This is a genomic window from Massilia sp. IC2-477 (assembly GCF_020707265.1).
GTDB lineage: Bacteria > Pseudomonadota > Gammaproteobacteria > Burkholderiales > Burkholderiaceae_D > Telluria.
The window spans coordinates 149,399-171,316 of the sequence record NZ_JAJFEQ010000010.1; the positions used below are offsets into that span (position 1 = coordinate 149,399).

Sequence of the window (21,918 nt, forward strand, 5' to 3'; positions counted from 1 at the left end):
AAAGCGGCGACATGATGGGCATCCGACACCATATCGCCGAAAGGATGGAACAAGATGGGCCCGATCACCTATGCCCTGTGCAAAAAGCCCGTCATTGGACTGGTGCTGTTCGCATCGAGTGCCTGCGCATTCCCGCCCCTGTTCCACGACGAGGCGCTCCCGCTGCAGCAGGCGCAGGCAGGCTTCGTCAAGGAATTCAGGGCGCCCGTGAGCAAAACCTATTTTCTGGAACTGCGCTTCCACTTCCCCACGGCGCAGGCCAAGGATGACGACATGGTCGTTGGCTCCCGCCACGAAGTGGATTGCAAGCGCGATGGCGCAGAACAGGCGGGCGCGGGAAGACCGATTCCCATCCACGTGCTGGTCCGTGAAAAGCGCAGCGGGACGCTCATGCTGGACAAGGTGGTCGACACCCTGTGCATCTCGGACGGGACTTCCCTGGTCAAACAGCGGCGCGCGGCGCGGCTGGAGCTGGCGCGAGGCGACTACATTGCCGAGATACGCAACCTGGAAAGCCAGTCCGGACTGGATGGGGTGAGAACAACGGTATCGCTTTTCTCCGGCATGCGGAAATAAGACGCCTGCGCGGGCCGCTAGCCGATCAGGCGCTCGAAGAAATCGCCCACGGTCTTCCAGAACCCGTCCGGGATGTACAGCAGGATCGCCGTCATGGTGACGTAGCGGGCGAACTTCCCGATCGCCATGTACATCACGCTCGGCCAGAACGGCAGGTGCAGCCAGCCGGCCAGCGTGCACAGGGGGTCGCCCACGCCCGGCACCCAGGACAGCAGCATGGTCTTGGCGCCGTATTTTTTCAGCCAGCCGAACCAGCGGCTCTGGCGTTCCTTGGCGAAGGCGATCTTGGCGCGGTAGCCGATGAAATAGTCGACCGCGCCGCCCAGGGTATTGCCCAGCGTGCCGACCAGGATCGCCGGCCAGAACATCGCGGGATTCGCCTTGACCACCGCGAACACGGCTGGTTCCGACCCCAGCGGCAGCAGGGTGGCCGAGATGAAGCTGATGATGAAAATGGAGGTCAGCCCGATGCTCGGTGCGGCAAGGACGTTCAGCAGCCAGAGGACGGCGTTTTCGATCATCGGGTGGGCAGGTGGTGAGCAATGGCGACAGGTGTCCATTATAATGAGGATCACTTATCGTAACGACACGATACGCCGCGCCTGCCATCCAGCGCGCCGCATCGCCACTGTGCGCCCCGGTCACCCTCCGAGCAGCTAGCAGGCGTCGTCCGGACCGCCGGCTCATCCCACGCCGGTATTGCTATTCCGATTGCCGACCATGACTACCGACTACCTCAAGAGAATCCTGACCGCCCGCGTCTACGACGTGGCCGAAGAAACGCCGCTCGAATACGCCCCCACGCTATCCCGGCGCATCAACAACCGCATCTACTTCAAGCGCGAGGACATGCAGAGCGTGTTCAGCTTCAAGCTGCGCGGCGCCTACAACAAGATGGCGAACCTGACGCCGGAACAGTTGAAACGCGGCGTGATCTGCGCCTCGGCCGGCAACCACGCCCAGGGCGTGGCCCTGTCGGCGGCGCGCCTCGGCTGCCGCGCGCTGATCGTGATGCCCACCACCACCCCACAGGTCAAGGTCGACGCCGTCAAGGCGCGCGGCGGCGCCAGCGTCGAGGTGGTGCTGCACGGCGACTCGTACACCGACGCCTACCACCACGCGCTGCTGCTGGAGAAGGAGCAGCGCCTGACCTTCGTCCACCCCTTCGACGACCCCGACGTCATCGCCGGCCAGGGCACCATCGGCATGGAGATCCTGCGCCAGCACTCGGGCCCGATCCACGCCATCTTCGTGGCGATCGGCGGCGGCGGCCTGGTTGCGGGCGTGGGCGCCTACGTGAAGGCGGTGCGGCCCGACATCAAGGTGATCGGCGTGCAGACCATCGATTCGGACGCGATGGCGAAAAGCCTGAAGGCTGGCCAGCGCGTCACCCTGACGGATGTCGGCCTGTTCTCGGACGGCACCGCGGTGCGCCTGGTGGGCGAAGAGACCTTCCGCGTGGCGCAGCAGGTGGTGGACGAGATCATCATCGTCGACACCGACGCGATCTGCGCCGCGATCCAGGACGTGTTCCAGGACACCCGCAGCATCCTGGAGCCGGCCGGCGCGCTGGCCGTGGCCGGCGCCAAGGCCTACGTGGAACGCTCGCAGATGGCGAAGCAGCCGGTCAAGGGCGAGACCCTGGTGGCGGTGGCCTGCGGCGCCAACATGAACTTCGACCGCCTGCGCTTCGTGGCCGAGCGCGCGGAACTGGGCGAATCGCGCGAAGCCGTGTTCGCGGTGACCATCCCCGAGCAGCGCGGCAGCTTCCGGCGTTTCTGCGCGCTGGTCGGCCCGCGCAACGTCACCGAGTTCAACTACCGCATCAGCGATGCGCGCGAGGCCCACATTTTCGTCGGCGTGCAGGTGGGCAGCCGCAGCGAGTCGGGCCTGCTGGCGCGCACCTTCGAGGAACACGATTTCCGCACCCTCGACCTGACGCACGACGAGATGGCCAAGCTGCACATCCGCCACCTGGTGGGCGGAAAAAGCGCGCTGGCCCAGGACGAATTGCTGTATCGTTTCGAGTTTCCCGAACGGCCGGGCGCGCTGATGCGCTTCCTGGACAGCATGGCGCCGAACTGGAACATCTCCTTGTTTCACTACCGGAACCAGGGCGGCGACGTGGGACGCATCCTGGTCGGCATCCAGGTGCCGGCGGCGGAGATGGATGAGTTCAGGCAGTTCCTGGCGACGCTTGGTTACCGCTATTGGGATGAGAGTGCCAACCCGGTCTATAAGTTGTTCCTGGGCGCATAGATTTCGGCCGATCTTGCCTGCTGCTTAAAACCGTCGCACCGGCGAAGGCCGGTGCCCAATTTCACGTACCGCAGTGTTACCCACGCCGCCAGTACGCAATCTTTCGTTGAACGCGCGGTCGGCAAAGCCGACCACCCTACGGACGCCACAAGCGTCTCATGTTTGCTATGAATACTCCTGATCAATCGCCACTCGGCAAATCCTCCGCCTACCAGAGCCAGTACGCTCCCGAACTCCTGTTCCCGATCCCGCGCCTGCAAAAGCGCGAAGAGATCGGCCTGGGCGTCGGCACGCGACTCCCCTTCTTCGGGGTCGACATCTGGAACGCCTATGAGCTGTCCTGGCTGAACATGCGCGGCAAGCCGCAGGTGGCGATCGCGACCATCACAGCGCCCGCCGATTCGCCCAACATCGTCGAATCGAAGTCGTTCAAGTTATATTTAAATTCCTTCAACCAGACCAAGCTCGCCGGTACCGACGCGCTGGTCGAACTGCTGCGCCAGGACCTGTCCGCCGCCTTCGGCGCGCCGGTGCACGTGACGGTCACCACGCCGGACGCCTTCGGCAGCCTGAAGATGGGCGAGCTCGAGGGCTCCCTGCTGGACCGTCTCGACGTCGAGATCGACCAGTACCTACCGTCGCCCCAGCTCCTCAGCGCCAACACGGAAGAAGCGCCGGTCGAGGAAACCCTGGTGTCGCACCTGCTGAAGTCGAACTGCCTGGTCACCGGCCAGCCCGACTGGGGCACCGTGCAGATCCGCTATGTCGGTCCGCAGATCGACCAGGAAGGCCTGCTCAAGTACCTAATCGGTTTCCGCGAGCACAACGAGTTTCATGAGCAGTGCGTCGAACGCATCTTCATGGACGTGCTGCGCCAGTGCAAGCCGACCAAGCTGGCGGTCTATGCGCGCTATACCCGCCGTGGCGGCCTTGACATCAATCCCTGGCGCGCCAATTTCAGCACCGGTATGCCGGGCAACCTGCGTACCGCGCGTCAATAAACGAAAACGGGGCGCACACGCAAGTCGGCTGTGCGTTTTCAGCCACACCCGGCTGCAGATGCCCATGCTAATCGGGTAGAAAACGTTCTGCACAAAAAAGTGGCAAACTACGTGCAAAAGATGGTCCGAGGTGCCTTAGGCACGCGATTGCAGACTTTTTGGCGTCATTCCGCCTAAGAAATTGCGTATGGTCGATGCATACAATTCGTAACAAAACCACAGGTTTTTGCCACATGCTGCGGCTCTGTCCAACTGTATGCTTGTACAGATGCGAAATCGAATGTCACGGCCCGGAAACAGGCCTATAATTCCGCCTCGCAAGCACTCACCCCCTGTGCACGGCACACTTTTATGACGAACCTTAGCAAAATCCTCTCGCTCGAAAACGTGCAGCTGGACCTGGAAGTCTCCAGCAAAAAACGCGCATTCGAGCAGGCTGGCCTGATTTTCGAAAATAACTGCGGCATTGCCCGTTCAACCGTCTCGGACAACCTGTTCGCGCGCGAACGTCTCGGCTCCACCGGCCTCGGTCATGGTGTCGCCGTGCCGCACGGGCGGATCAAGGGCTCGAAGAGCCTGAAGTCGCCGCTGGCCGCCTTTGTGCGCCTGAAAGAGCCGATTCCGTTCGAATCGCCGGATGGCCAGCCGGTCAGCCTGCTGTTCTTCCTGCTGATCCCGGACCACGTCACCCAGCAGCACCTGGAAATCCTGTCGGAAATTGCCGAGCTGTTCTCGGACGAAGCCGTGCGCAATGCCCTGGCGACCGATCCGGACCCGAAATCCGTGCACGAACGCATCATCAACTGGCAGCCAAGCTTGCAGGCGCTGGGCTAATTTGTATTAGACTGTCCGTGCGGCAATTGGCCGCGCATTCGACACCATGCCCATGCTGCAAAGCCCGCTGACCATCCAGCGCCTGTACGACGACAACCGCGACAGCCTCCAGCTGGGCTGGTTCGCGGGTTTCCCTGGCGGCGAGCGGCAGATCGCTGGCGATGCGGCCTCGGCCGCCGACCAGGTCGGCCACCTGAACCTGATCCACCCTGGCCGAATCCAGGTCTTCGGGCACCAGGAACTGAACTACTATCACCGCCTCAAGTCCAGCTCGCGCACCCACGTGATCGGCGAACTGGTCGGCGGCGGTCCGCCGGCGCTGATCATCGCGCAAGGGCTGGAAACGCCCCCGGACATCCTGGCCATCTGCGACGAGCAGAACATCCCCCTGTTCTCGACTCCGCTGCCGGCGGCGCAGGTGATCGACTTCCTGCGCGTCTACCTGTCCAAGAAGCTGGCGCAGCGCGTCATCATGCACGGCGTGTTCATGGACGTGCTGGGCGTGGGCGTGCTGATCACTGGCGACTCGGGCCTGGGCAAGAGCGAGCTGGGTCTGGAACTGATCTCGCGTTCGCACGGCCTGGTGGCCGACGACGCGGTGGAATTCTCGCGCATCGCGCCGAACATGATCGAAGGCCGCTGCCCGCCGCTGCTGCAGAACCTGCTGGAAGTGCGCGGCCTGGGCCTCCTGGACATCAAGGCGATTTTTGGTGAGACCGCGGTGCGCCGCAAGATGCGCCTCAAGCTGATCGTCCACCTGGTCAAGCGCGGTGCACTGGACGAAGAGGTCGAACGCCTGCCCTTTCACTTCCCGACCGAGGACGTGCTGGGCCTGCCGATCCGCAAGGTGGTGATTCCCGTCGCGGCCGGCCGCAACATCGCGGTGCTGCTCGAGGCCGCCGTGCGCAACACCATCCTGCAGCTGCGCGGCATCGACACGCTGCAGGAATTCATGGAGCGGCAACGTCAAGCCATGAGCGGCGACTGACACCCAGTTAGGGTATCATCGCCCCTATGCACATCGTCCTCATTACCGGTATTTCCGGCTCGGGCAAATCGGTTGCCCTGAATGTCCTGGAAGACGCAGGCTACTACTGCGTCGACAATCTGCCGCCGGCCCTGCTGCCGGCCCTGGTCTATGCGGTCAGCGAAAAAGGCACGGAAAAGATCGCCGTCGCGGTCGATGCGCGCAGTGCCGAGTCGCTGGTCGAACTGCCGGTGAGCGTGCGCCACCTGAAGGAAGAGGGACATAACGTCAAGGTGATGTTCCTGACCTCGAGCACGCACTCGCTGGTCGCGCGTTTCTCGGAAACCCGGCGCAGCCACCCGCTGTCGCACGAACTGCGTCCGGGCGAAAATCCCGCGTCGCGCCGTACCCTGATCGAATGCATCGCCGAGGAACGCGAGCGCCTGTCGGCGATCGAAAACCTGGGCCACGTGATCGACACCTCGGAACTCTCGGCCAACAAGCTGCGCGCCTGGATCAAGGAACTGGCCGACATCGAGCACGCCCCGCTGACCCTGTTCTTCGAATCCTTTGCCTTCAAGGTCGGCGTGCCGCTCGACGCCGACTTCGTGTTCGACGTGCGCGCCATCCCGAACCCCTACTACGACCTGGCGCTGCGCCCGCTGACGGGCAAGGATGCGCCGGTGATCGCCTTCCTCGACGCCCAGCCGAGCGCCGCCGAGATGCTGGAAGACATCCGCGCCTTCGTGGAAAAGTGGCTGCCCTCGTTCAAGACCGATAACCGCTCCTACCTGACGGTGGCGGTGGGCTGCACCGGCGGGCAGCACCGCTCGGTGTATATGGCGGAGCGGCTGGGCGCCTACTTCGGGCAGACGGAGCGGGTAATCATTCGCCATCGCGAGCAGCCGAAGCACGCGGCGGTTTGATTTAATCGTTAGCCGAAGAACCGTCGTTCCGGCGAAGGCCGGAACCCAAGTTCGTCGCGTGCCACTGTCGTCACACGTAGGCGGCACGCACGCAAAATTGGATCCCGGTCTTCGCCGGGATGACGGTTTTAAGGTCGGTGGTCAGGAAAGATGCCGCAGCGGGTGTGCGTATTCCGGCCACACCGGCTCGAAGAACCTTGCCACCATCTCCGGCGTCACTTCCGCCAAGCTGGCCGGATTCCACTTCGGCTGGTTATCCTTATCGATCACCAGCGCCCGCACGCCTTCCAGCACCTCGCCATGCTCGAAATTGCGGCGCACCAGGTTGCGTTCCATGCGCAGGCAGTCCGCCACCTCGAGAGATGCCCCGCGTTGCAGGAGTTCGCGCGTCACGCACATCATCAGGGGCGAACGCTGGCGCATCGCCTTGAGCGCCTTTTGCGCGAACAGGTTCTCGTCACGCGCCAGCGATTTCATGATTGCGCCCACCGAGGCCGCACCGAAGTGCGCATCAATCACACCGCGCTGCGCCTGCAGTTCGCTGGCACCCTGCTGTCCTGCGAACTGCGCCGCGAAGGCGCGGATCGCCGCCGGCAGTTCGGCGCCCGGCGTGGTCTCGATCAGCGCCTGAAGACCAACCAGCTCGACGCCCGGCACGAACACGTCCGCCAGCCCCACGTAGAGCGCATCGGCCGCGCCGATGGTGAGGCCGGTCAGGCCCAGGTACTGACCCAGCTGGCCCGGCGCATGCGACAGGAAATGGCTGCCGCCCACGTCCGGGAACAGGCCGATGTTCACCTCGGGCATGGCCATCTTGGTGCGCTCGGTCACGATGCGCAGGCCGCAATCCGGGCCGCCCTGGGCTATGCCCATGCCGCCGCCCATCACCACGCCGTCCATCAGCGCAATATACGGCTTCGGATAGAAGTGGATCAGGTGGTTCAGTGCGTATTCTTCGGTGAAGAAGTCTTCCAGCAGTGCGCTGCCTCCGGTCGGGCCGACGTGGCCCATCTCGTGGAAGAAGCGGATGTCGCCGCCCGCGCACAAGGCCTTCTCGCTGGTGCTGGTGATGACCACCGCGTCGATGCCCGCGTCGTCCTTCCATTGCAGCAGGATCGCGGTCAATGCACGGACCATGTCGAGCGACAGGGAATTCAGGGCTTTCGGTCGGTCGAGCGTAATGACGCCGGTGCGATTGGCGACGCGGGTCAGGACGGTGTCGGTCATGATCGTGTTCTGTGGTCGAAAAGACATGCATTCTACCGAACTACCGTGTAAAACCGGAAGCCTCGAAAAGTAACAGCTTCGTACAAATGCAAAAAGGGCGTCCCCTCAGACGCCCTTGCTGTGTTTGCGGTCGCCCGTAGAGTTACGCGGCGGCGGCTTCTCCGTTGTCCGGAAGGCGCTTGTGCGCCACGTGGTTATGGTCTTGCAGCATGGATTTGTGTTTCAGAACCTGCCTGTCCAGTCTGTCCATCAGGGTGTCGATGGCCGCGTAGAGATCCTGTGCAGCGCTTGCGACGTGGAGGATCTTGCCCGATACCTGGAGGTTGATCTCGGCTTTCTGCCGTTTTTCTTTTTCAGTGAGGTTATCGATGGCGAGAAACACGTGGGTGTCGATCACGTGGTCGAAATGGCGGGTGATGCGCTCGAGCTTATTCTGAACGTATTCACGGATGGCGGGGGTGACTTCGAGGTGGTGGCCGCTGATGGTGAGGTTCATACACACTCCTTGGGAAGGTGCCCTGCCCGCCCCACAAGGTTGAAGTGGGCAGATGCTTTACAGGGATTTGCGGAGGCTGACGGGCGGAATCTTGAGCGCTTCACGGTACTTGGCGACCGTGCGGCGGGCAATGACCATACCTTGTTCCCCGAGCATCTCCGCGATCTTGCTGTCGGATAGAGGATTCCTAGGGTCTTCTGCTCCTGTCAATTGCGCGATGAGCGCGCGGATCGCCGTCGAGGAGGCTTCTCCCCCCGCTTCGGTGGCGACATGGCTTCCGAAGAAGTACTTCAGCTCAAACATGCCGTGCGGGGTCAGCATGTATTTCTGCGTGGTTACACGAGAGATGGTGCTCTCGTGTAGGCCTAGTGTATCAGCTATCTCACGCAAAACAAGAGGGCGCATGGCAACCGCGCCGTGGCTGAAAAAGTTGCGCTGGCGCTCCACAATTGCCTCTGCGACACGCAGGATCGTGTCGAAGCGCTGGCGCATATTCTTGATCAGCCACTTGGCTTCCTGCAGCTGCGCGCCCATCTGGCTTTCGCTCCTGCCCTGCTTGAGCAGGTTGGCGTACAGCGTGTTCACGCGCAGCTTGGGCATCACGTCGGGATTGAGGGCCACCGCCCAGCCGCTCTTGGCGCGGCGCACGATCACGTCCGGCACCACGTAGTCCGAGGTGTTCGACGCGAAGGCCGCACCCGGATGCGGATTGCAGCGGCGCACCACGACCTGCACTTCGCGCAGGTCTTCGTCGTCGCAGTCGAGCGCCTTTTTCAGCTTGCTGTATTCGCGCTGCGCGAACCAGCTCAGGTAACCCTCGACGATCTGCAGGGCCAGGCGCCGCGTCACCAGCGGCACGCCCGCCATGCGGCGGATCTGCAGCGCCAGGCATTCGGCCGCGCTGCGCGCACCGACGCCGATCGGATCGAGGCTCTGAACCAGCGCCAGCGCGCAGCGCAATTCGTCCATCTCGATGTCCAGTTCGCCGGGCAGGCGCGCGTGGATCTCGTCGAGCGGCTCTTCCAGGTAGCCGTTGTCGTCGAGGGCGTCGATCACCAGCTCGGCCAGGGCACGGTCGCGCGCGCTGCAGCCGGTCAGGCGGATCTGTTCGGCCAGGTGTTCGCGCAGCGTGATGCCGTCGGCTTCCAGTTGCGGGCGGCCGTCCTCGTCGTCGCCGCTGCGTGCGCCGCCGCCCTCACCGCCCCAGTCGGCGTCGGCCTCGCCGCCCCCACTGTCGGCGCCGTCCTCCATGCTCTCGCCTTCCGGCTTCGCGCCCTCCTGTGCTTCCTGTCCCGGGGCGGGCGCCTCGCCGTTCGCCGGTGCGTTGTTGATGGCGCCGTCGGCCAGCAGCCGCACCGAGCGGTCGAGCGGGTCGTCGAGCCGCTCCAGCAGCGGATTGTCGTGCAGGATCTGCTCGATCTCCTGGTGCAGTTCGAGCGTGGACAGCTGCAGCAGGCGGATCGACTGCTGCAGTTGCGGCGTCAGCGCCAGGTGCTGCGAAGTGCGTAGCTGGAGACTCTGCTTCATCGTTACATTCTGAAGTGCTCGCCCAGATACACGCGGCGCACCGATTCGTTGGCGATGATGTCGTCGGGGCGGCCAGATGCCAGCACGGCGCCCTGGTTGATGATGTAGGCGCGGTCGCAGATGCCCAGGGTTTCGCGCACGTTGTGGTCGGTGATCAGGACGCCGATGTTGCGCTCCTTCAGGAAGCGCACGATGCGCTGGATCTCGATCACCGCGATCGGGTCCACGCCGGCAAACGGTTCGTCGAGCAGCACGAAGCGCGGGTTGGTCGCCAGCGCGCGTGCGATCTCCACGCGGCGGCGCTCGCCGCCCGACAGCGACAGCGCCGGGTTCTCGCGCAGCTTCTCGATCTGCAGCTCGGCCAGCAGGGTGTCGAGGCGCTCGTTGATCTGGTCCTTGGAAAGCGGCTTGCCGTCCACGCGCTGCAGTTCCAGCACGGCGCGGATGTTCTCTTCCACCGTCAGCCGGCGGAACACCGAGGCTTCCTGCGGCAGGTAGGACAGGCCCAGCACCGCGCGCCGGTGGATCGGCAGGTTCGAGATGTCGGTGCCGTTGATGTCGATGGTGCCGGCGTCCGACGGCACCAGGCCGACGATCATGTAGAAGGAGGTGGTCTTGCCGGCGCCGTTGGGACCCAGCAGGCCGACCACTTCGCCGCAGTCCACCTGCAGCGACACGTCGCGCACCACCAGGCGCTTGCCGTAGCTCTTCTGCAGGCCCTTGACCACCAGGGTGCTGCAGGTATCAAGCGCCGTGGCCGGCGAGCCTGCCGTCATGGTGGCCGTCATTGCTTGGCGCCTTCGCTGGTGGTGCGCTTGGGCGCCAGGATCAGGGTGCCGCGGCCGCCGCCGACTTTGCTAGCGCCGCTGGCGTCGTTGCGCACGGTCGCCACTTCGCGCCGGTTGTCGTAGGAGATGAAGGGCCCCTGGATTTCATTGGTCATGCGGCCGTTCTCCAGCTCGCGCACTTCGGCGTTGGAGAACAGCTTCACCAGCTCGGCGCGCTCGTCGTACTCGATGCGCTGGGCCTGGCCCTCGACCCACAGGTCGGGACCGCCGTCGCGCTTCTGGCGGAAGGTCGCGATCTTGCCGTTGTTGGCGGTCAGGGTCACGCTCATGTAGCCTTCCGGCGTTTCCTTGACCAGGGCGCGGTCCGACTTCAGCACCAGCGTGCCGCGCGTGAGCACGACGTTGCCGGTCAGGATGCGGGTCTGGGTGACCTCGTCGACGTCGAGGGTGTCGAAGTTGATCACGGCCTGCTTGAGCGAGTCGGCACGTTCGGCCGAGGCGCCGAAGGCGATCAGGCTGAGGAAGGCGGCTGCGATAATTTTTTTCATGTTGCTTGTCCTGGGTTGGCGGCGCCGCGCTTATTGGCGCGCACGTGGCGGATAGACGATCTGGCCGCGGCTGGCGAGGTGCAGCTTCTGGGTCGCGTTGTTGGCGACCATGCCGGTGCCGACCACGGTGGAGGCGCCCAGCTGCATGTCGACCGGCTTCGCGGTCTTGAGGATTTCCTCGTCGGGCAGCACGGTCAGGGCCTCGGTGCGCACACGCAGCGCTTCGCTGGTCGGTGTGGCCGGACGCTGGATGTCGACCTTGCCGAGCAGTTCGACGCGGTGCTCGCCGTGGTAGATCTCGGCGCGGTTGGCGACGATGGTCATGCGCGGGCGCCCCGGCGTCACGCCTTCCATCACCGGGCTCTCGACGCGCGACACGTCGCCCTGCGGCACGTGCGCCAGGCGCTTGCCGGACACCACGTAGCTCGGCTTGCCCTGCTCCGTCATGCGCACGAAGGAGAAGTTCTCGACGATGTAGTCGGGTTCATCCGGCGGGCCGCCGAAGCGGGCGTCGCCGTCCTCGCGCTCCATCACCTGCACCAGCCAGAAGCTGCCGACGGCGCAGAAGGTCGCGATCATCATGATCGCCAGGAGCTTCCAGCGGTGGGCGGTGCGCTTGTAAGTGACCATGCTTATGCAAAATAAGGCGCGAGCGCCTGTTCATAGGTGCCCTGGGCGCGCATCACCAGGTCGCAGACCTCGCGCACGGCGCCGCGGCCGCCCGCGTTCTTGGTCACGTAGTGGGCGCGGTGCTGCACTTCCGGGTGGCCGGAGGGCACGGTGACGGCAAAACCCACGCGGGTGAACAGCGGCAGGTCGATCACGTCGTCGCCGATGTAGCCGCATTCTTCCGGCGTGACGCCGGTGGCCTGCAGCAGTTCAGCAAAGCCGACGCGCTTGTCGTGGATGCCCTGGTAGACGTGCGAGATGCCGAGATCGGCCGCGCGCTTGACGACGATCGGCGATTTGCGCGCGCTGATGATGGCGGTCTTCACGCCGGTCTTGTTCAGCAGCTGGATGCCGAGGCCGTCGAGCACGTTGAAAGTCTTGGTGACCTCGCCGTCCGGGCCGTAGGTGAGGCTGCCGTCGGTGAGCACGCCGTCGACGTCGAAGATCATTACCTTCACGCGCGCCGCGCGCTGCATGTATTCGAGCGGCGTCATCAAATCACCTTGGCGCGGGTCAGGTCGTGGATGTGGAGCGCGCCGACCAGGCGGTCTTCGCCATCCACCACCAGCATCTGGTTGATGCGGAATTCTTCCATGACGGCGACGGCGTCGACCGCCAGCTGCTCCGGATGGATGCGGCGCGGATTGGCGTGCATCACGTCGCGGATCGCGATGTTGGAAAAGTCGGTCACGCGCTCGATCAGGCGGCGCAGGTCACCGTCGGTGAACACGCCGACCGGGCGGCGCTCTTCGTCGACGACGGCGGTCATGCCCATGCCCTTCTGGCTGATTTCCAGCAGTGCGCGCGTGAGCGGCGTGTCGGGCGAGACGGCGGGGATGGCCTCGCCGCTGCGCATGACGTCGCGCACGTGGGTCAAGAGGCGTCGGCCCAGGGCGCCGCCCGGGTGCGACATGGCGAAGTCTTCCTCGCGGAAGCCGCGCGCGTCCAGCAGGGCCACCGCCAGGGCGTCGCCCATGGCCAGGGTCACGGTGGTGCTGGTGGTCGGCGCCAGGTTGAGGGTGCAGGCTTCCTTGGCAACCGAGATGTCGAGGTGGATCTCGGACAGCTTGGCCAGGCGCGAATGCGGCTTGCCGGTCATCGAGATCACCGGGGTGCCCATGCGCTTGATGGCAGGCAGGATTTCCAGAAGTTCCGACGATTCGCCGGAATTCGAGATGGCGATGAACACGTCGTGCGTGGTCACCATGCCGAGGTCGCCGTGGGCGGCTTCGCCCGGGTGCACGAACATGGCGGGGGTGCCGGTCGAGGCCAGGGTAGCGGCAATCTTGCGGGCGATGTGGCCGGATTTGCCCATGCCCGAGACCACGACGCGGCCGGTGCAGCCGTACAGCAGCTGGACGGCGCGCACGAACGTGTCGTCGTCGCCCAGGCGGGCATGCAGCGCTTGAAGCGCGTCGGCTTCGATGGCCAGGGTCTCGCGGCCCAGCTCGAGCACGCGCCTGGCCTGGCCTTCGTCGAAACTTTTCAGCATTATTTTTTCATGGGTTACACTCATAGCGGCAGTATAAACGAATTGGGTAAGCAAAAAACTTGCCAGTCGTAACAAAGCACTACAACTGCGGTCGATTACGACGCATAACAACAACGACAACATACCCTGGGGACGATGCATTCCGGACTTGAACTGACCCTCCTCCTGCTTGGCTGCGCCGTACTCGGCGTGGTCGCATTCCGCATGCTGCACCTGCCGCCGATGCTGGGCTATCTGGCAGCTGGCGTATTGATCGGCCCCCATGCACTGGCACTTGCCGACGACAGCCCGGCGACCCATGCGCTGGCCGAATTCGGGGTCGTGTTCCTGATGTTCTCCATCGGGCTGGAATTCTCCCTGGCCCAGCTCAAATCGATGCGGCGCATCGTGTTCGGGCTCGGCCTGGCGCAGGTCGTATTGACGATCGTGGCGGCAATGGCTTTCGGCCTGTTCATTTCTTGGTGGGCACCGGCATTGCACGTCAGCTGGCAGGCCGCCTTCGCCCTGGGCGGGGCGCTGGCCATGTCCTCGACCGCCATCGTGGTCAAGATGATGACCGAGCGCCTCGAGCTCGAGAGCGAGCACGGACGCCGCATCATCGGCATCCTGCTGTTCCAGGACCTGGCGGTGGTGCCGCTCCTGATCATGATCCCTTCGCTGGCCCGCCCGGCCGAGGAACTGGCCATCACGCTCGGCTGGGCCGCGCTCAAGGCGGCCTTCGTGCTGGCCCTGCTCCTGATCTTCGGCCAGAAGCTGATGCGCAACTGGTTCACCATCGTCGCCAAGCGCCGCTCGCAGGAACTGTTCATGCTCAACCTGCTCCTGGTAACGCTGGGCCTGGCCTGGATCACCGAGCAGGCCGGCCTGTCGCTGGCGCTGGGCGCCTTTGTTGCCGGCATGCTGATCTCCGAGACCCAGTACAAGCACCAGGTGGAAGAAGACATCAAGCCCTTCCGCGACGTGCTGCTCGGGCTGTTCTTCATCACCGTGGGCATGCTGCTCAACCTCGACCTGGTGCTGGAGCACTGGTGGGTGGTGCTGGCGCTGGTGATCTTCCCGGTGCTGCTCAAGTTCGCGATCATCGCGGCGCTGGCCAAAGCCTTCGGGTCGAGCGACGGCGTGGCGATGCGCACTGGCCTGGCGCTGGCCCAGGCGGGCGAGTTCGGCTTCGTGCTGCTGAACCTGGCGATGGGCTCGAAGCTGGTCGACCCCTTCCTGCTGCAGCTGGTGCTGGCCTCGATGGTGCTGTCGATGCTGGTCGCGCCCTTCGTCATCGAGAACATGGACCGGATCGTGATGAAGCTCGCGTCCAACGAATGGATGATGCAGTCGCTGCAGCTGACCCAGCTCGCCAGCCGCACCATGAAGACCCAGAAGCACGTGATCATCGCCGGCTTCGGACGCAGCGGCCAGAGCCTCGCGACCCTGCTGACCGAGGAAAAGCTGCCCTGGTACGCGCTTGACCTGGACCCGGAGCGGGTGCAGGAAGCGCAAGCGGCCGGCGCCAACGTGTCCTATGGCGACGCCGCGCGCCGCGAAAGCCTGATCGCGGCCGGCATCAACCGCGCCAGCGCGCTGGTGATCACCTTCGCCGACACGAGACTGGCGCTGAAGGTGCTGCACCTGGTGCACGAACTGGCCCCGAACCTGGCCGTTATCGTGCGCAGCCATGACGACAGCGACCTCGACGTGCTGAAACGCGCCGGCGCCACCGAAGTGGTGCCGGAAGCGCTGGAAAGCTCGCTGATGCTGGCCTCGCACGCGCTGGTGACCATGGGCGTGCCGCTGCGCCGCGTGGTGCACCGGGTGCAGGTGGCGCGCGACGAACGCTACGCCTCGCTGCGCGGCTACTTCCACGGCGCGAGCGACGTGAGCGACGACCTGGAACACACCTATGTGCGGCTGCACTCGGTGACGCTGCACAGCGGCGCGGTGGGGATTGGCAAGCGGATCGGGGAGCTGGCGTTCGACGAAGTCGGGGCCGAAGTCACGACGCTGCGGCGCAACGGGCAAAGCCTGCACTTCGATCCGGAGACGATCCTGCTGGCGGGGGATGTGCTGGTGCTGCGGGGTGAGGGAGAAGCCGTTAGCCGCGCCGAGAGTCGTTTACTGTAGGGTGGGCGGCTTTGCCGCCCACGCGGCGATCGCCAAATGTTGATATTCCGTGGTCGTACCGGCGGACGTTGACCGCGTGGGCGGCGAAGCCGCCCACCCTACGCCAAGGACACCACCCGATTGCGGCCATTGGCCTTGGCCTGATACAGCGCCGTATCCGCCTGCGCCACCAGATCCTGCGCCACGCCCTCGATCGCGTGGTCGCGCTCGAAGTCGTCCAGCGTCGCCACGCCGATCGACACCGTCACCTCGACCCGCTCGCCGCTGGCCAGGTCGACCGGCGCCAGCGCCACGCTGGCGCGGATGCGCTGGGCCACCATGCTGGCGCTTTCCAGGTCGGCGTCGATCAAGAGCACCACGAATTCCTCGCCGCCGAAGCGTCCCAGCGCATCCGAGATGCGCAGTTCGGCCTTGATCCGGGTCGCCACTTCGCGCAGCACTTCATCGCCGCCCTGGTGGCCGACCGTGTCGTTGACCTGCTTGAAGTGGTCGATGTCGATGTACATGCAGGAGATGCGGTAGCCCTGGCGGCGCGCCCGCGCGATCTCTTCCACCAGGCGGCGGTCGATGTAGCGGCGGTTGTACACGCCCGTCAGGGAATCGGTCAGCCCGATAAACTTGAGCATCTCGTTGCTGATGACGTTCTCGAGACAGATCGCGACGATCGATCCCATGTGCTCGATGAAGTCGGTGCCCAGGGCCGGCGTGAACCGGTTCGGGTCCGAGCTGCCCAGGTTCAGGCTGCCGATCAGGCGGGTATTGCGCAGCAGCGGCACCAGGGCCACGCTTTGCAGGTTCTTGGGGGGCTGCGGGAACATGGCGCCGTGGCGCGAAGGCGCGTACGGGCCCAGCACCGGGCGCGGACGGCGGCCGTCGACCAGCTTGAAGCCGAGTTCCTCGGCCTGTTCGCAGAACAGCAGGTTGGGCAGCGCTTCGTAGTCCACGCCCAGCTTGTGCATGACGGTATAGATGTCGGCTTCCGGGTCCACCAGCGACAGGGTCACGGTGTCCAGTTCCGAGATCAGCGGCAGAGTGCCGAAGATGGTCGAGACCAGTTCCTGGAAGGAGCTGGCGCCCACGATCTGCAGGTCGAAAGCCTGGTGGCGCGTCATGATCGAGTGGTTGCGCTCGGCCTGCTCGAGCAGGTACGCCATGCGGGAACGCAGGGTCTCGTTCTCCAGCATCAGTTCTCGCGTTAGCGCGTCCGGCTCGTGCATTGAAAATTCCTTTCAGCAATAACCGTAACATTACGCCATCTTTCCAGCCTTGGAAACGAAAAATCGCCCTGACGGGCGATTTCGCGACATTGTGTGGCAATGCCACCTGCATATACAACTTGTATAGACGTCAGAACGCGATGCTGGCGTCCAGTTCCTGGCCGACATGGAGGCGCCCGCCGATGCCTGCCGTGACGATGGCGTTCATGCCGATGCAGACCGCGCCTTCCATGCGCGGGTTGGCGCGGTAGGCCTGCAGGATGTCGAGCGGATCGGGGCCGGGGATGCCGGTGGCCTGGTCGATCGCCGGGATCGGGCAGCGCGCACAAGGCTTGACTGGACGCAGCGCCAGGCCGTCGCCAGTGAAGGTTTCGACGTAATCCTCTTCAAAGGCCTCGAGGCCGTCGACCACCAGGTTCGGGCGGAAGCGGTTCATCGGCAGCGCCGTGTGGCCGGCCGCCACCAGGCGGCTGTTCAGGTCATCGAGCGAGGCCTGGCCGATGACCAGGATCGGGTAGCCGTCCGCGAAGCGGGTCTCGGACGGGGCGCCACTGGTCCACTTGGTGCTGGTCGGGCGCTGCACGTCGGGCCGGAAGCGCACCAGGCGGCAGGCGCCGCCAATCGCATCGCCGAACCAGGCGGCGGCCGCGTCGCCGCAGTCGGCGGCAAGTACGCTGTGGTCCCAGATCTGGACGGTGATGCCGGGTGCGCCCGCGTCGTGCGCGAGCGGCAGGCGCAGGGGCGGCATGCCCGGCGCGCTCACCTCGACCGCGTCACCGATGATGCGCGGCGTGAGCAGGGCCATGCGCGGGTACTCGCGCTGGGTCAGGAACTGGCCGTCGCGGGTGACCAGCATCCACTCGCGGTCGTGCACGCCGCCGGCGACCAGGCCGGAGACGAGGAACTGCGCCTCCGGCACGGAAATGCCGGCGCAGGACTTGATCGGATAAATAATGAGTTCGGTAACGGTGGCCATGCCGCTATTTTAGCCCCCGGCAGCCTTGGCCTTCTCAGCGGCTTCGCGCTGCAGGCGCGCCTCGAAGTTCTTGCGGGCGCCGGCGGCCAGCTTGCGGCAACCTTCCGGATCGATGAAGGGATTCGATTGCGCCGTCTTCGCGGCCGCCTTGGCGAAAGCGTCGGTGGCTGACGGATGGGCGGCGACCACGATGTCGCACTTCAGGCCGGCGACCGTGTCGATGGTCTTGCGGAAGCTCGCCGAGCGGTCCGGATAGTTCGCGCCGCCGGTGTAGTAAAAGCCGTCGGTGGAGACCGCGGTCAGGCTGTCGGCATACACCATGTCGAGGCATTTGCCGGCCTCGCAGGACTGCCAGGTCCAGGTAGTGCCGCCGGGCGTGTGGCCGGGCGTGTAGTGCACGGTGAAGCGCAGCGGGCCGACCGCCAGGGTTTCGCCGTCTGCCACTTCCTTTACCTGGGCGACTTTGGGGATGGTGAAACGCTCTTTCGGGTCGTATTGCGGGTCGTCGGTGCCCGGCGTGCCGTCGCGCAGCACCTGGGCGCCGTGCGGGCTATGGGCGACCGTGGCGCCGCTTGCCTTCTGCAGGGCCGCGATGCCGCCGGCGTGGTCGAAGTGGGCGTGCGAATTCAGGATCAGCTTCACGTCCTTCATCTTGAAGCCGAGCGCCTCGATGTTCTTCTGGATCAGCGGCGCCGACTGCGGCAGCGCGCCGTCGAGCAGCACGTGGCCTTGCGGGCTGGTGACCAGGAGGGCGGACAGGCCGGCGGTGCCGACGTACCAGGTGTTGCCGTGGATGTTGAAGGGGGCGACGGGCTTGTTCCACTCGGCGCAGGAACTGCAGTTGATGGCATCCTGCGCCAGCGCGCCAGATGCCGTCAGCAGGAGAACGGTAGTGACCAGGCTTGTTTTCATCATTCGCTCACTCATCGCTTGTTATTGGAAACCACTTACTCGACGTAGTTGAACACGGCGGCAGCGTTCAGCAAACCATTTCGGGACGAACGGCCGTCCATGTGGGACGAATGCTCGTGCAACAACGGGCCTGGCAAGGAAAAAGCCCCGCTCGATGGCGGGGCTTTCTGGTGGTGCGGTGCGATCAGACGTTGAACAGGAAGTTCAGCACATCGCCATCCTTGACGATGTAGTCCTTGCCTTCCGCGCGCATCTTGCCCGCTTCCTTGGCGCCGGCTTCGCCCTTGTAGGCGATGTAGTCGTCGAAAGCGATGGTCTGGGCGCGGATGAAGCCGCGTTCGAAGTCGGTGTGGATCACGCCCGCCGCCTGCGGTGCGGTGGCGCCGACCTTGACGGTCCAGGCACGCACTTCCTTCACGCCGGCGGTGAAGTAGGTCTGCAGGCCCAGCAGCGAGTATGCGGCGCGGATCAGGCGGTCGAGACCTGGCTCTTCCATGCCCATGTCAGCCAGGAAGTCCTTCTTGTCGGCGTCGTCCATCTCGGCGATTTCCGATTCGATGGCGGCTGAAATCGCCACGATCGGCGCATTCTGCTTCTTGGCGAATTCGGTCAGCTTGTCGAGCAGCGGGTTGTTGGTGAAGCCGGTGTCGGATACGTTGGCCACGTACATGGCCGGCTTTGCCGTGATCAGGTGCAGTTCGCGGATCAGGGCCATTTCTTCGGCGTCCAGACCCATCGTGCGCACCGGCTGGCCTTCGTTCAGGTGCGGCAGCATGCGCTCGCACATCGCCACCAGCTTGGCGGCATCCTTGTCGCCCGAACGCGCCTTCTTGTTCTCGCGGTGGATCGCCTTCTCGACGGCGCCCAGGTCGGCCAGCGCCAGCTCGGTCTGGATCACTTCGATGTCGTCGATCGGGCTGACCTTGCCGGCCACGTGCACGACGTTGTCGTCTTCGAAGCAACGCACCACGTTGACGATGGCGTCGGTCTCGCGGATGTGCGACAGGAACTGGTTGCCCAGGCCCTCGCCTTTCGACGCGCCGGCCACCAGGCCCGCGATGTCGACGAACTCGACGATCGCCGGCACGATGCGCTCGGGCTTGACGATACCGGCCAGCTGCTGCATGCGCGGATCCGGCACCTCGACCACGCCGACATTCGGCTCGATGGTGCAGAACGGGTAGTTCTCAGCCGGGATGCCGGCCTTGGTCAGGGCGTTGAACAGGGTGGACTTGCCGACGTTCGGCAGGCCGACGATGCCGCATTGGAGGCTCATGGGAACTCTTTCTCTCGTATAGATGCGGAGCGGAAGGAAGCCCGGCTCCAAAACCCCACATTGTAACCGGGGACGCTATTGGTTGCCGAAAAAAACGGCGCAGCGTGGACAGGGCGTTGCTGCGCGAACGCCACGGCTGCCTACCTCTTGAGAGGAAAGGCCAGGGTGCGAGTATTCGTTACTTTCTCACCGGCATTTATTGCTAAGATCGTTCAACCGCAGCTTTCTTGTATCCAACATGCCTACTACCCTGTTTCAGCACCGGCGGCGACATGATGCCGCCCCATTGTTCCTGCGAAGCCGCGCTCCCGTGAAGCGCTGGCGCAGGGCGCTCCTGTTGGTTGCGGCGCTGGTGCTGGCCTACCTGGCACTGGCAGGCGCCTGGGCCTGGATGGTGTTCGACGCGGCGCGGGCCGCCGCACCGGTCACCGCGGACGCGCCTCTGTCCACCCGGCAGAGCACCATCCTGCTGCGCGTGGAAGACCCGACCTTCTTCGAGCATGCAGGCCTGAGCATCGCCCCCGGCCAGGGTGTGGCCACGATCTCGTCGGCGCTGGCGCGCGATCTCTTCCTGGGAGACAGCCGGCTCGATGGCGCGGGCGGCCTGTTGCAGCGCTTTTATCGCGGCGTGTTCGACTGCTGCAAGCGCATCGACCTGGGGCGCGATGTCATGAGCCTGGTGCTGGACGCCAGGATGTCCAAGCAAGAGCAACTGGCGCGTTATGTGGCAACGGTGTACATGGGAACGCACGAGGGCCGGCAGGTGAAGGGGCTGGAGGGGGCGGCGCGCAGCTACCTCGGCAAGCCGCTGGCGGCAACGAGCGAAGAAGAATTCGTGAGGCTGGTGGCGATGATCAAGGCCCCGAACGGGTATCACCCGGTGCGCAGTCCGGACGCGCTGGCGCAGCGCAGCGCCCGTATCCAGTCCTTGCTGGCCGGACGCTGCGCGCCAAAGGGCTGGTTCGATACCGAGTTCATCGATTGCGGGCCCTGAACGGACGGTCTAGATCGGCTTGATCAGCGACAGGTCCGGTTTCGCCACAAAAGCCGCCAGTTCGTCGCGCAGGCGCTGCCCTTCTCCCATGGCGCGCTGCCAGTTGCGGATGCGCTCCTCATGGTCGAGTCCGTAGAACTTGAAGTCGGCGCGGTCCGGCAGTTTGCGGCGCGGCAGGGTACGCAGGAATTCTTCCGAAGGCGCGACGATCAGCACGTTGTCGAGCCAAGCGCGATGGGCCCGCGCCGCGCGGCGCCACGGGAAGCCCTTGTCGAGCCAGCCCGGAACGATGTGCTGGGTGAAGTGCGGATACAGCACGATGTCGCCCCTGGTTTCACGCGCGGCGTGCGCATACGGCAGGGCCAGGTGGTAGTCGATGATGCCGCCGTCCCAATAACTGCCCGGCGGCAGGTCGGCAATGCCCGTCACTGGCTTCATGATGAGCGGCAGCGTGCCCGAGGCCAGCAGGCCGGTCGCCAGGTTCTCGCGCGTCAGGGAAGAAAAATGGGTGGTGAAGGCGTCGAAACGCTCGCGCAGCCACGGTGCTTGGGCGCGCGCGTCGCCGATCACGACCCGTTCCATCAGGCGGCCGAGCCAGGCGCGCGAGCAGGCATTGTGCAGCGCCGCCGTCGCAAAGCCGCGCAGTTCGGCGCGCGGGTGCACGGGCGAAGCCAGGCCGCCCTTGCCGCGCACCGTGAGCAGGTGCAGGCGGTGGTGGGGATGACTCACGATGTCGTCCTCGTGGCCGCGCACGAATTCGCCCAGCAGGCCCTGCACCACCTTGTCGATCTCATGTGGCGTCGGCTTCCTGCTGGTGTAGCGCTGGCCCGCGTACAGCTCGCCCAGGCGGGCAAACGCTTTGACGGGGTCGCGCTGGCAGGCGGCGGCCATGCGCCAGGCGCCGATCGAGGACCCGATCAGAATGCGCTCGCGCGGCGCACCCGGCAGCCACTCTCCGAACATCCACTGGTCGAGCGCCTGGAAGATCAGTCCCTTGGGGCCACCGGCCGCGGCCGGCACGATGGCGATGTCCTGCGCGCGCAAGCCCTGCGCGCCAATCTGGGCCAGGGCCAATGGCCCGGCGTGGAGTGTGAGTGCCTTCATGGGCAAAATTATCG

22 protein-coding genes are annotated in these 21,918 nt (G+C 64.9%); 8 read left to right on the top strand and 14 right to left on the bottom strand.

The features are described from left to right. Window positions 1-54 precede the first annotated feature (54 nt). On the top strand, window positions 55-576 hold the full coding sequence (locus tag LK542_RS19685; protein WP_227813260.1) for a DUF5625 family protein: 522 nt from the start codon (window positions 55-57) through the stop codon (window positions 574-576). Between the two features lie 17 nt (window positions 577-593). On the opposite strand, the gene LK542_RS19690 is transcribed toward LK542_RS19685, so the two are convergent. After that, a complete protein-coding gene (locus tag LK542_RS19690) occupies window positions 594-1,097 on the bottom strand; it encodes a YqaA family protein (RefSeq protein ID WP_227802713.1) in 504 nt (167 codons plus the stop codon). A 199-nt stretch (window positions 1,098-1,296) separates the two neighbouring features. On the opposite strand from LK542_RS19690, the gene ilvA reads away from it, so the two are divergent. From ilvA to rapZ, 5 genes are all read left to right on the top strand, one after another. Next, window positions 1,297-2,835, top strand: a complete 1,539-nt coding sequence (ilvA, locus tag LK542_RS19695) for a threonine ammonia-lyase, biosynthetic (RefSeq protein WP_227813261.1) — start codon at window positions 1,297-1,299, stop codon at window positions 2,833-2,835. A 167-nt stretch (window positions 2,836-3,002) separates the two neighbouring features. Then, a complete protein-coding gene (gene queF, locus LK542_RS19700; RefSeq protein WP_374040188.1) occupies window positions 3,003-3,836 on the top strand; it encodes an NADPH-dependent 7-cyano-7-deazaguanine reductase QueF in 834 nt (277 codons plus the stop codon). A 351-nt stretch (window positions 3,837-4,187) separates the two neighbouring features. Beyond that, on the top strand, window positions 4,188-4,670 hold the full coding sequence (locus LK542_RS19705; protein WP_027865730.1) for a PTS sugar transporter subunit IIA: 483 nt from the start codon (window positions 4,188-4,190) through the stop codon (window positions 4,668-4,670). A 52-nt stretch (window positions 4,671-4,722) separates the two neighbouring features. Then, window positions 4,723-5,658: an HPr(Ser) kinase/phosphatase gene (gene hprK, locus LK542_RS19710; protein ID WP_227802937.1), complete on the top strand. Its 936-nt coding sequence runs from the start codon at window positions 4,723-4,725 to the stop codon at window positions 5,656-5,658. A 26-nt stretch (window positions 5,659-5,684) separates the two neighbouring features. Further along, entirely contained in the window at window positions 5,685-6,563 is an 879-nt protein-coding gene (rapZ, locus tag LK542_RS19715) for an RNase adapter RapZ (RefSeq protein WP_227802710.1), read from the top strand. 141 nt (window positions 6,564-6,704) lie between these two features. Here rapZ and LK542_RS19720 read toward each other — a convergent pair whose 3' ends face one another. From LK542_RS19720 to LK542_RS19755, 8 genes are all read right to left on the bottom strand, one after another. Then, complete coding sequence (locus LK542_RS19720) at window positions 6,705-7,790, bottom strand: enoyl-CoA hydratase/isomerase family protein (RefSeq protein ID WP_227813263.1); 1,086 nt, start codon at window positions 7,788-7,790, stop codon at window positions 6,705-6,707. A gap of 142 nt (window positions 7,791-7,932) precedes the next feature. Continuing rightward, on the bottom strand, window positions 7,933-8,286 hold the full coding sequence (hpf, locus tag LK542_RS19725; protein WP_159698125.1) for a ribosome hibernation-promoting factor, HPF/YfiA family: 354 nt from the start codon (window positions 8,284-8,286) through the stop codon (window positions 7,933-7,935). A 57-nt stretch (window positions 8,287-8,343) separates the two neighbouring features. Next, window positions 8,344-9,813, bottom strand: a complete 1,470-nt coding sequence (locus LK542_RS19730; RefSeq protein WP_227813264.1) for an RNA polymerase factor sigma-54 — start codon at window positions 9,811-9,813, stop codon at window positions 8,344-8,346. Window positions 9,814-9,815: 2 nt separating this feature from the next. After that, window positions 9,816-10,601 (bottom strand): LPS export ABC transporter ATP-binding protein, encoded by a 786-nt coding sequence (gene lptB, locus LK542_RS19735; RefSeq protein WP_227813265.1) that lies wholly within the window; start codon window positions 10,599-10,601, stop codon window positions 9,816-9,818. Next, complete coding sequence (lptA, locus tag LK542_RS19740; protein ID WP_227813266.1) at window positions 10,598-11,149, bottom strand: lipopolysaccharide transport periplasmic protein LptA; 552 nt, start codon at window positions 11,147-11,149, stop codon at window positions 10,598-10,600. The genes lptB and lptA overlap by 4 nt, the downstream gene beginning before the upstream one ends. Window positions 11,150-11,179: 30 nt before the next feature. Further along, window positions 11,180-11,779, bottom strand: a complete 600-nt coding sequence (lptC, locus tag LK542_RS19745) for an LPS export ABC transporter periplasmic protein LptC (RefSeq protein WP_227802705.1) — start codon at window positions 11,777-11,779, stop codon at window positions 11,180-11,182. Between the two features lie 2 nt (window positions 11,780-11,781). Beyond that, a complete protein-coding gene (locus tag LK542_RS19750) occupies window positions 11,782-12,312 on the bottom strand; it encodes an HAD family hydrolase (protein WP_227802704.1) in 531 nt (176 codons plus the stop codon). Then, entirely contained in the window at window positions 12,312-13,334 is a 1,023-nt protein-coding gene (locus LK542_RS19755) for a KpsF/GutQ family sugar-phosphate isomerase (RefSeq protein ID WP_307728986.1), read from the bottom strand. The genes LK542_RS19750 and LK542_RS19755 overlap by 1 nt, the downstream gene beginning before the upstream one ends. Window positions 13,335-13,445: 111 nt before the next feature. Between LK542_RS19755 and LK542_RS19760 the strand changes: the two genes are divergently transcribed. After that, window positions 13,446-15,425 (top strand): monovalent cation:proton antiporter family protein, encoded by a 1,980-nt coding sequence (locus tag LK542_RS19760; protein WP_227813269.1) that lies wholly within the window; start codon window positions 13,446-13,448, stop codon window positions 15,423-15,425. 98 nt (window positions 15,426-15,523) lie between these two features. Here LK542_RS19760 and LK542_RS19765 read toward each other — a convergent pair whose 3' ends face one another. The 4 genes from LK542_RS19765 to ychF all read right to left on the bottom strand — a co-directional run bounded on the left by LK542_RS19765 (window position 15,524) and on the right by ychF (window position 19,806). Further along, a complete protein-coding gene (locus LK542_RS19765; RefSeq protein WP_227813270.1) occupies window positions 15,524-16,642 on the bottom strand; it encodes a diguanylate cyclase in 1,119 nt (372 codons plus the stop codon). A gap of 130 nt (window positions 16,643-16,772) precedes the next feature. Next, entirely contained in the window at window positions 16,773-17,618 is an 846-nt protein-coding gene (locus tag LK542_RS19770) for an MOSC domain-containing protein (RefSeq protein ID WP_227813271.1), read from the bottom strand. A gap of 9 nt (window positions 17,619-17,627) precedes the next feature. After that, window positions 17,628-18,533 (bottom strand): subclass B3 metallo-beta-lactamase, encoded by a 906-nt coding sequence (gene bla / locus LK542_RS19775; protein WP_227813272.1) that lies wholly within the window; start codon window positions 18,531-18,533, stop codon window positions 17,628-17,630. A gap of 181 nt (window positions 18,534-18,714) precedes the next feature. Further along, window positions 18,715-19,806, bottom strand: a complete 1,092-nt coding sequence (gene ychF, locus LK542_RS19780) for a redox-regulated ATPase YchF (RefSeq protein WP_227813274.1) — start codon at window positions 19,804-19,806, stop codon at window positions 18,715-18,717. Between the two features lie 310 nt (window positions 19,807-20,116). Between ychF and LK542_RS19785 the strand changes: the two genes are divergently transcribed. Next, window positions 20,117-20,800 carry a transglycosylase domain-containing protein gene (locus LK542_RS19785; RefSeq protein ID WP_227813275.1) on the top strand — a complete coding sequence of 228 codons (684 nt, stop codon included), beginning with the start codon at window positions 20,117-20,119 and terminating at the stop codon, window positions 20,798-20,800. Window positions 20,801-20,809: 9 nt separating this feature from the next. Here the strand turns inward: LK542_RS19785 and LK542_RS19790 are convergent, their stop codons facing one another. Beyond that, complete coding sequence (locus tag LK542_RS19790; RefSeq protein ID WP_227813276.1) at window positions 20,810-21,904, bottom strand: patatin-like phospholipase family protein; 1,095 nt, start codon at window positions 21,902-21,904, stop codon at window positions 20,810-20,812. Between the last annotated feature and the right edge of the window lie 14 nt (window positions 21,905-21,918).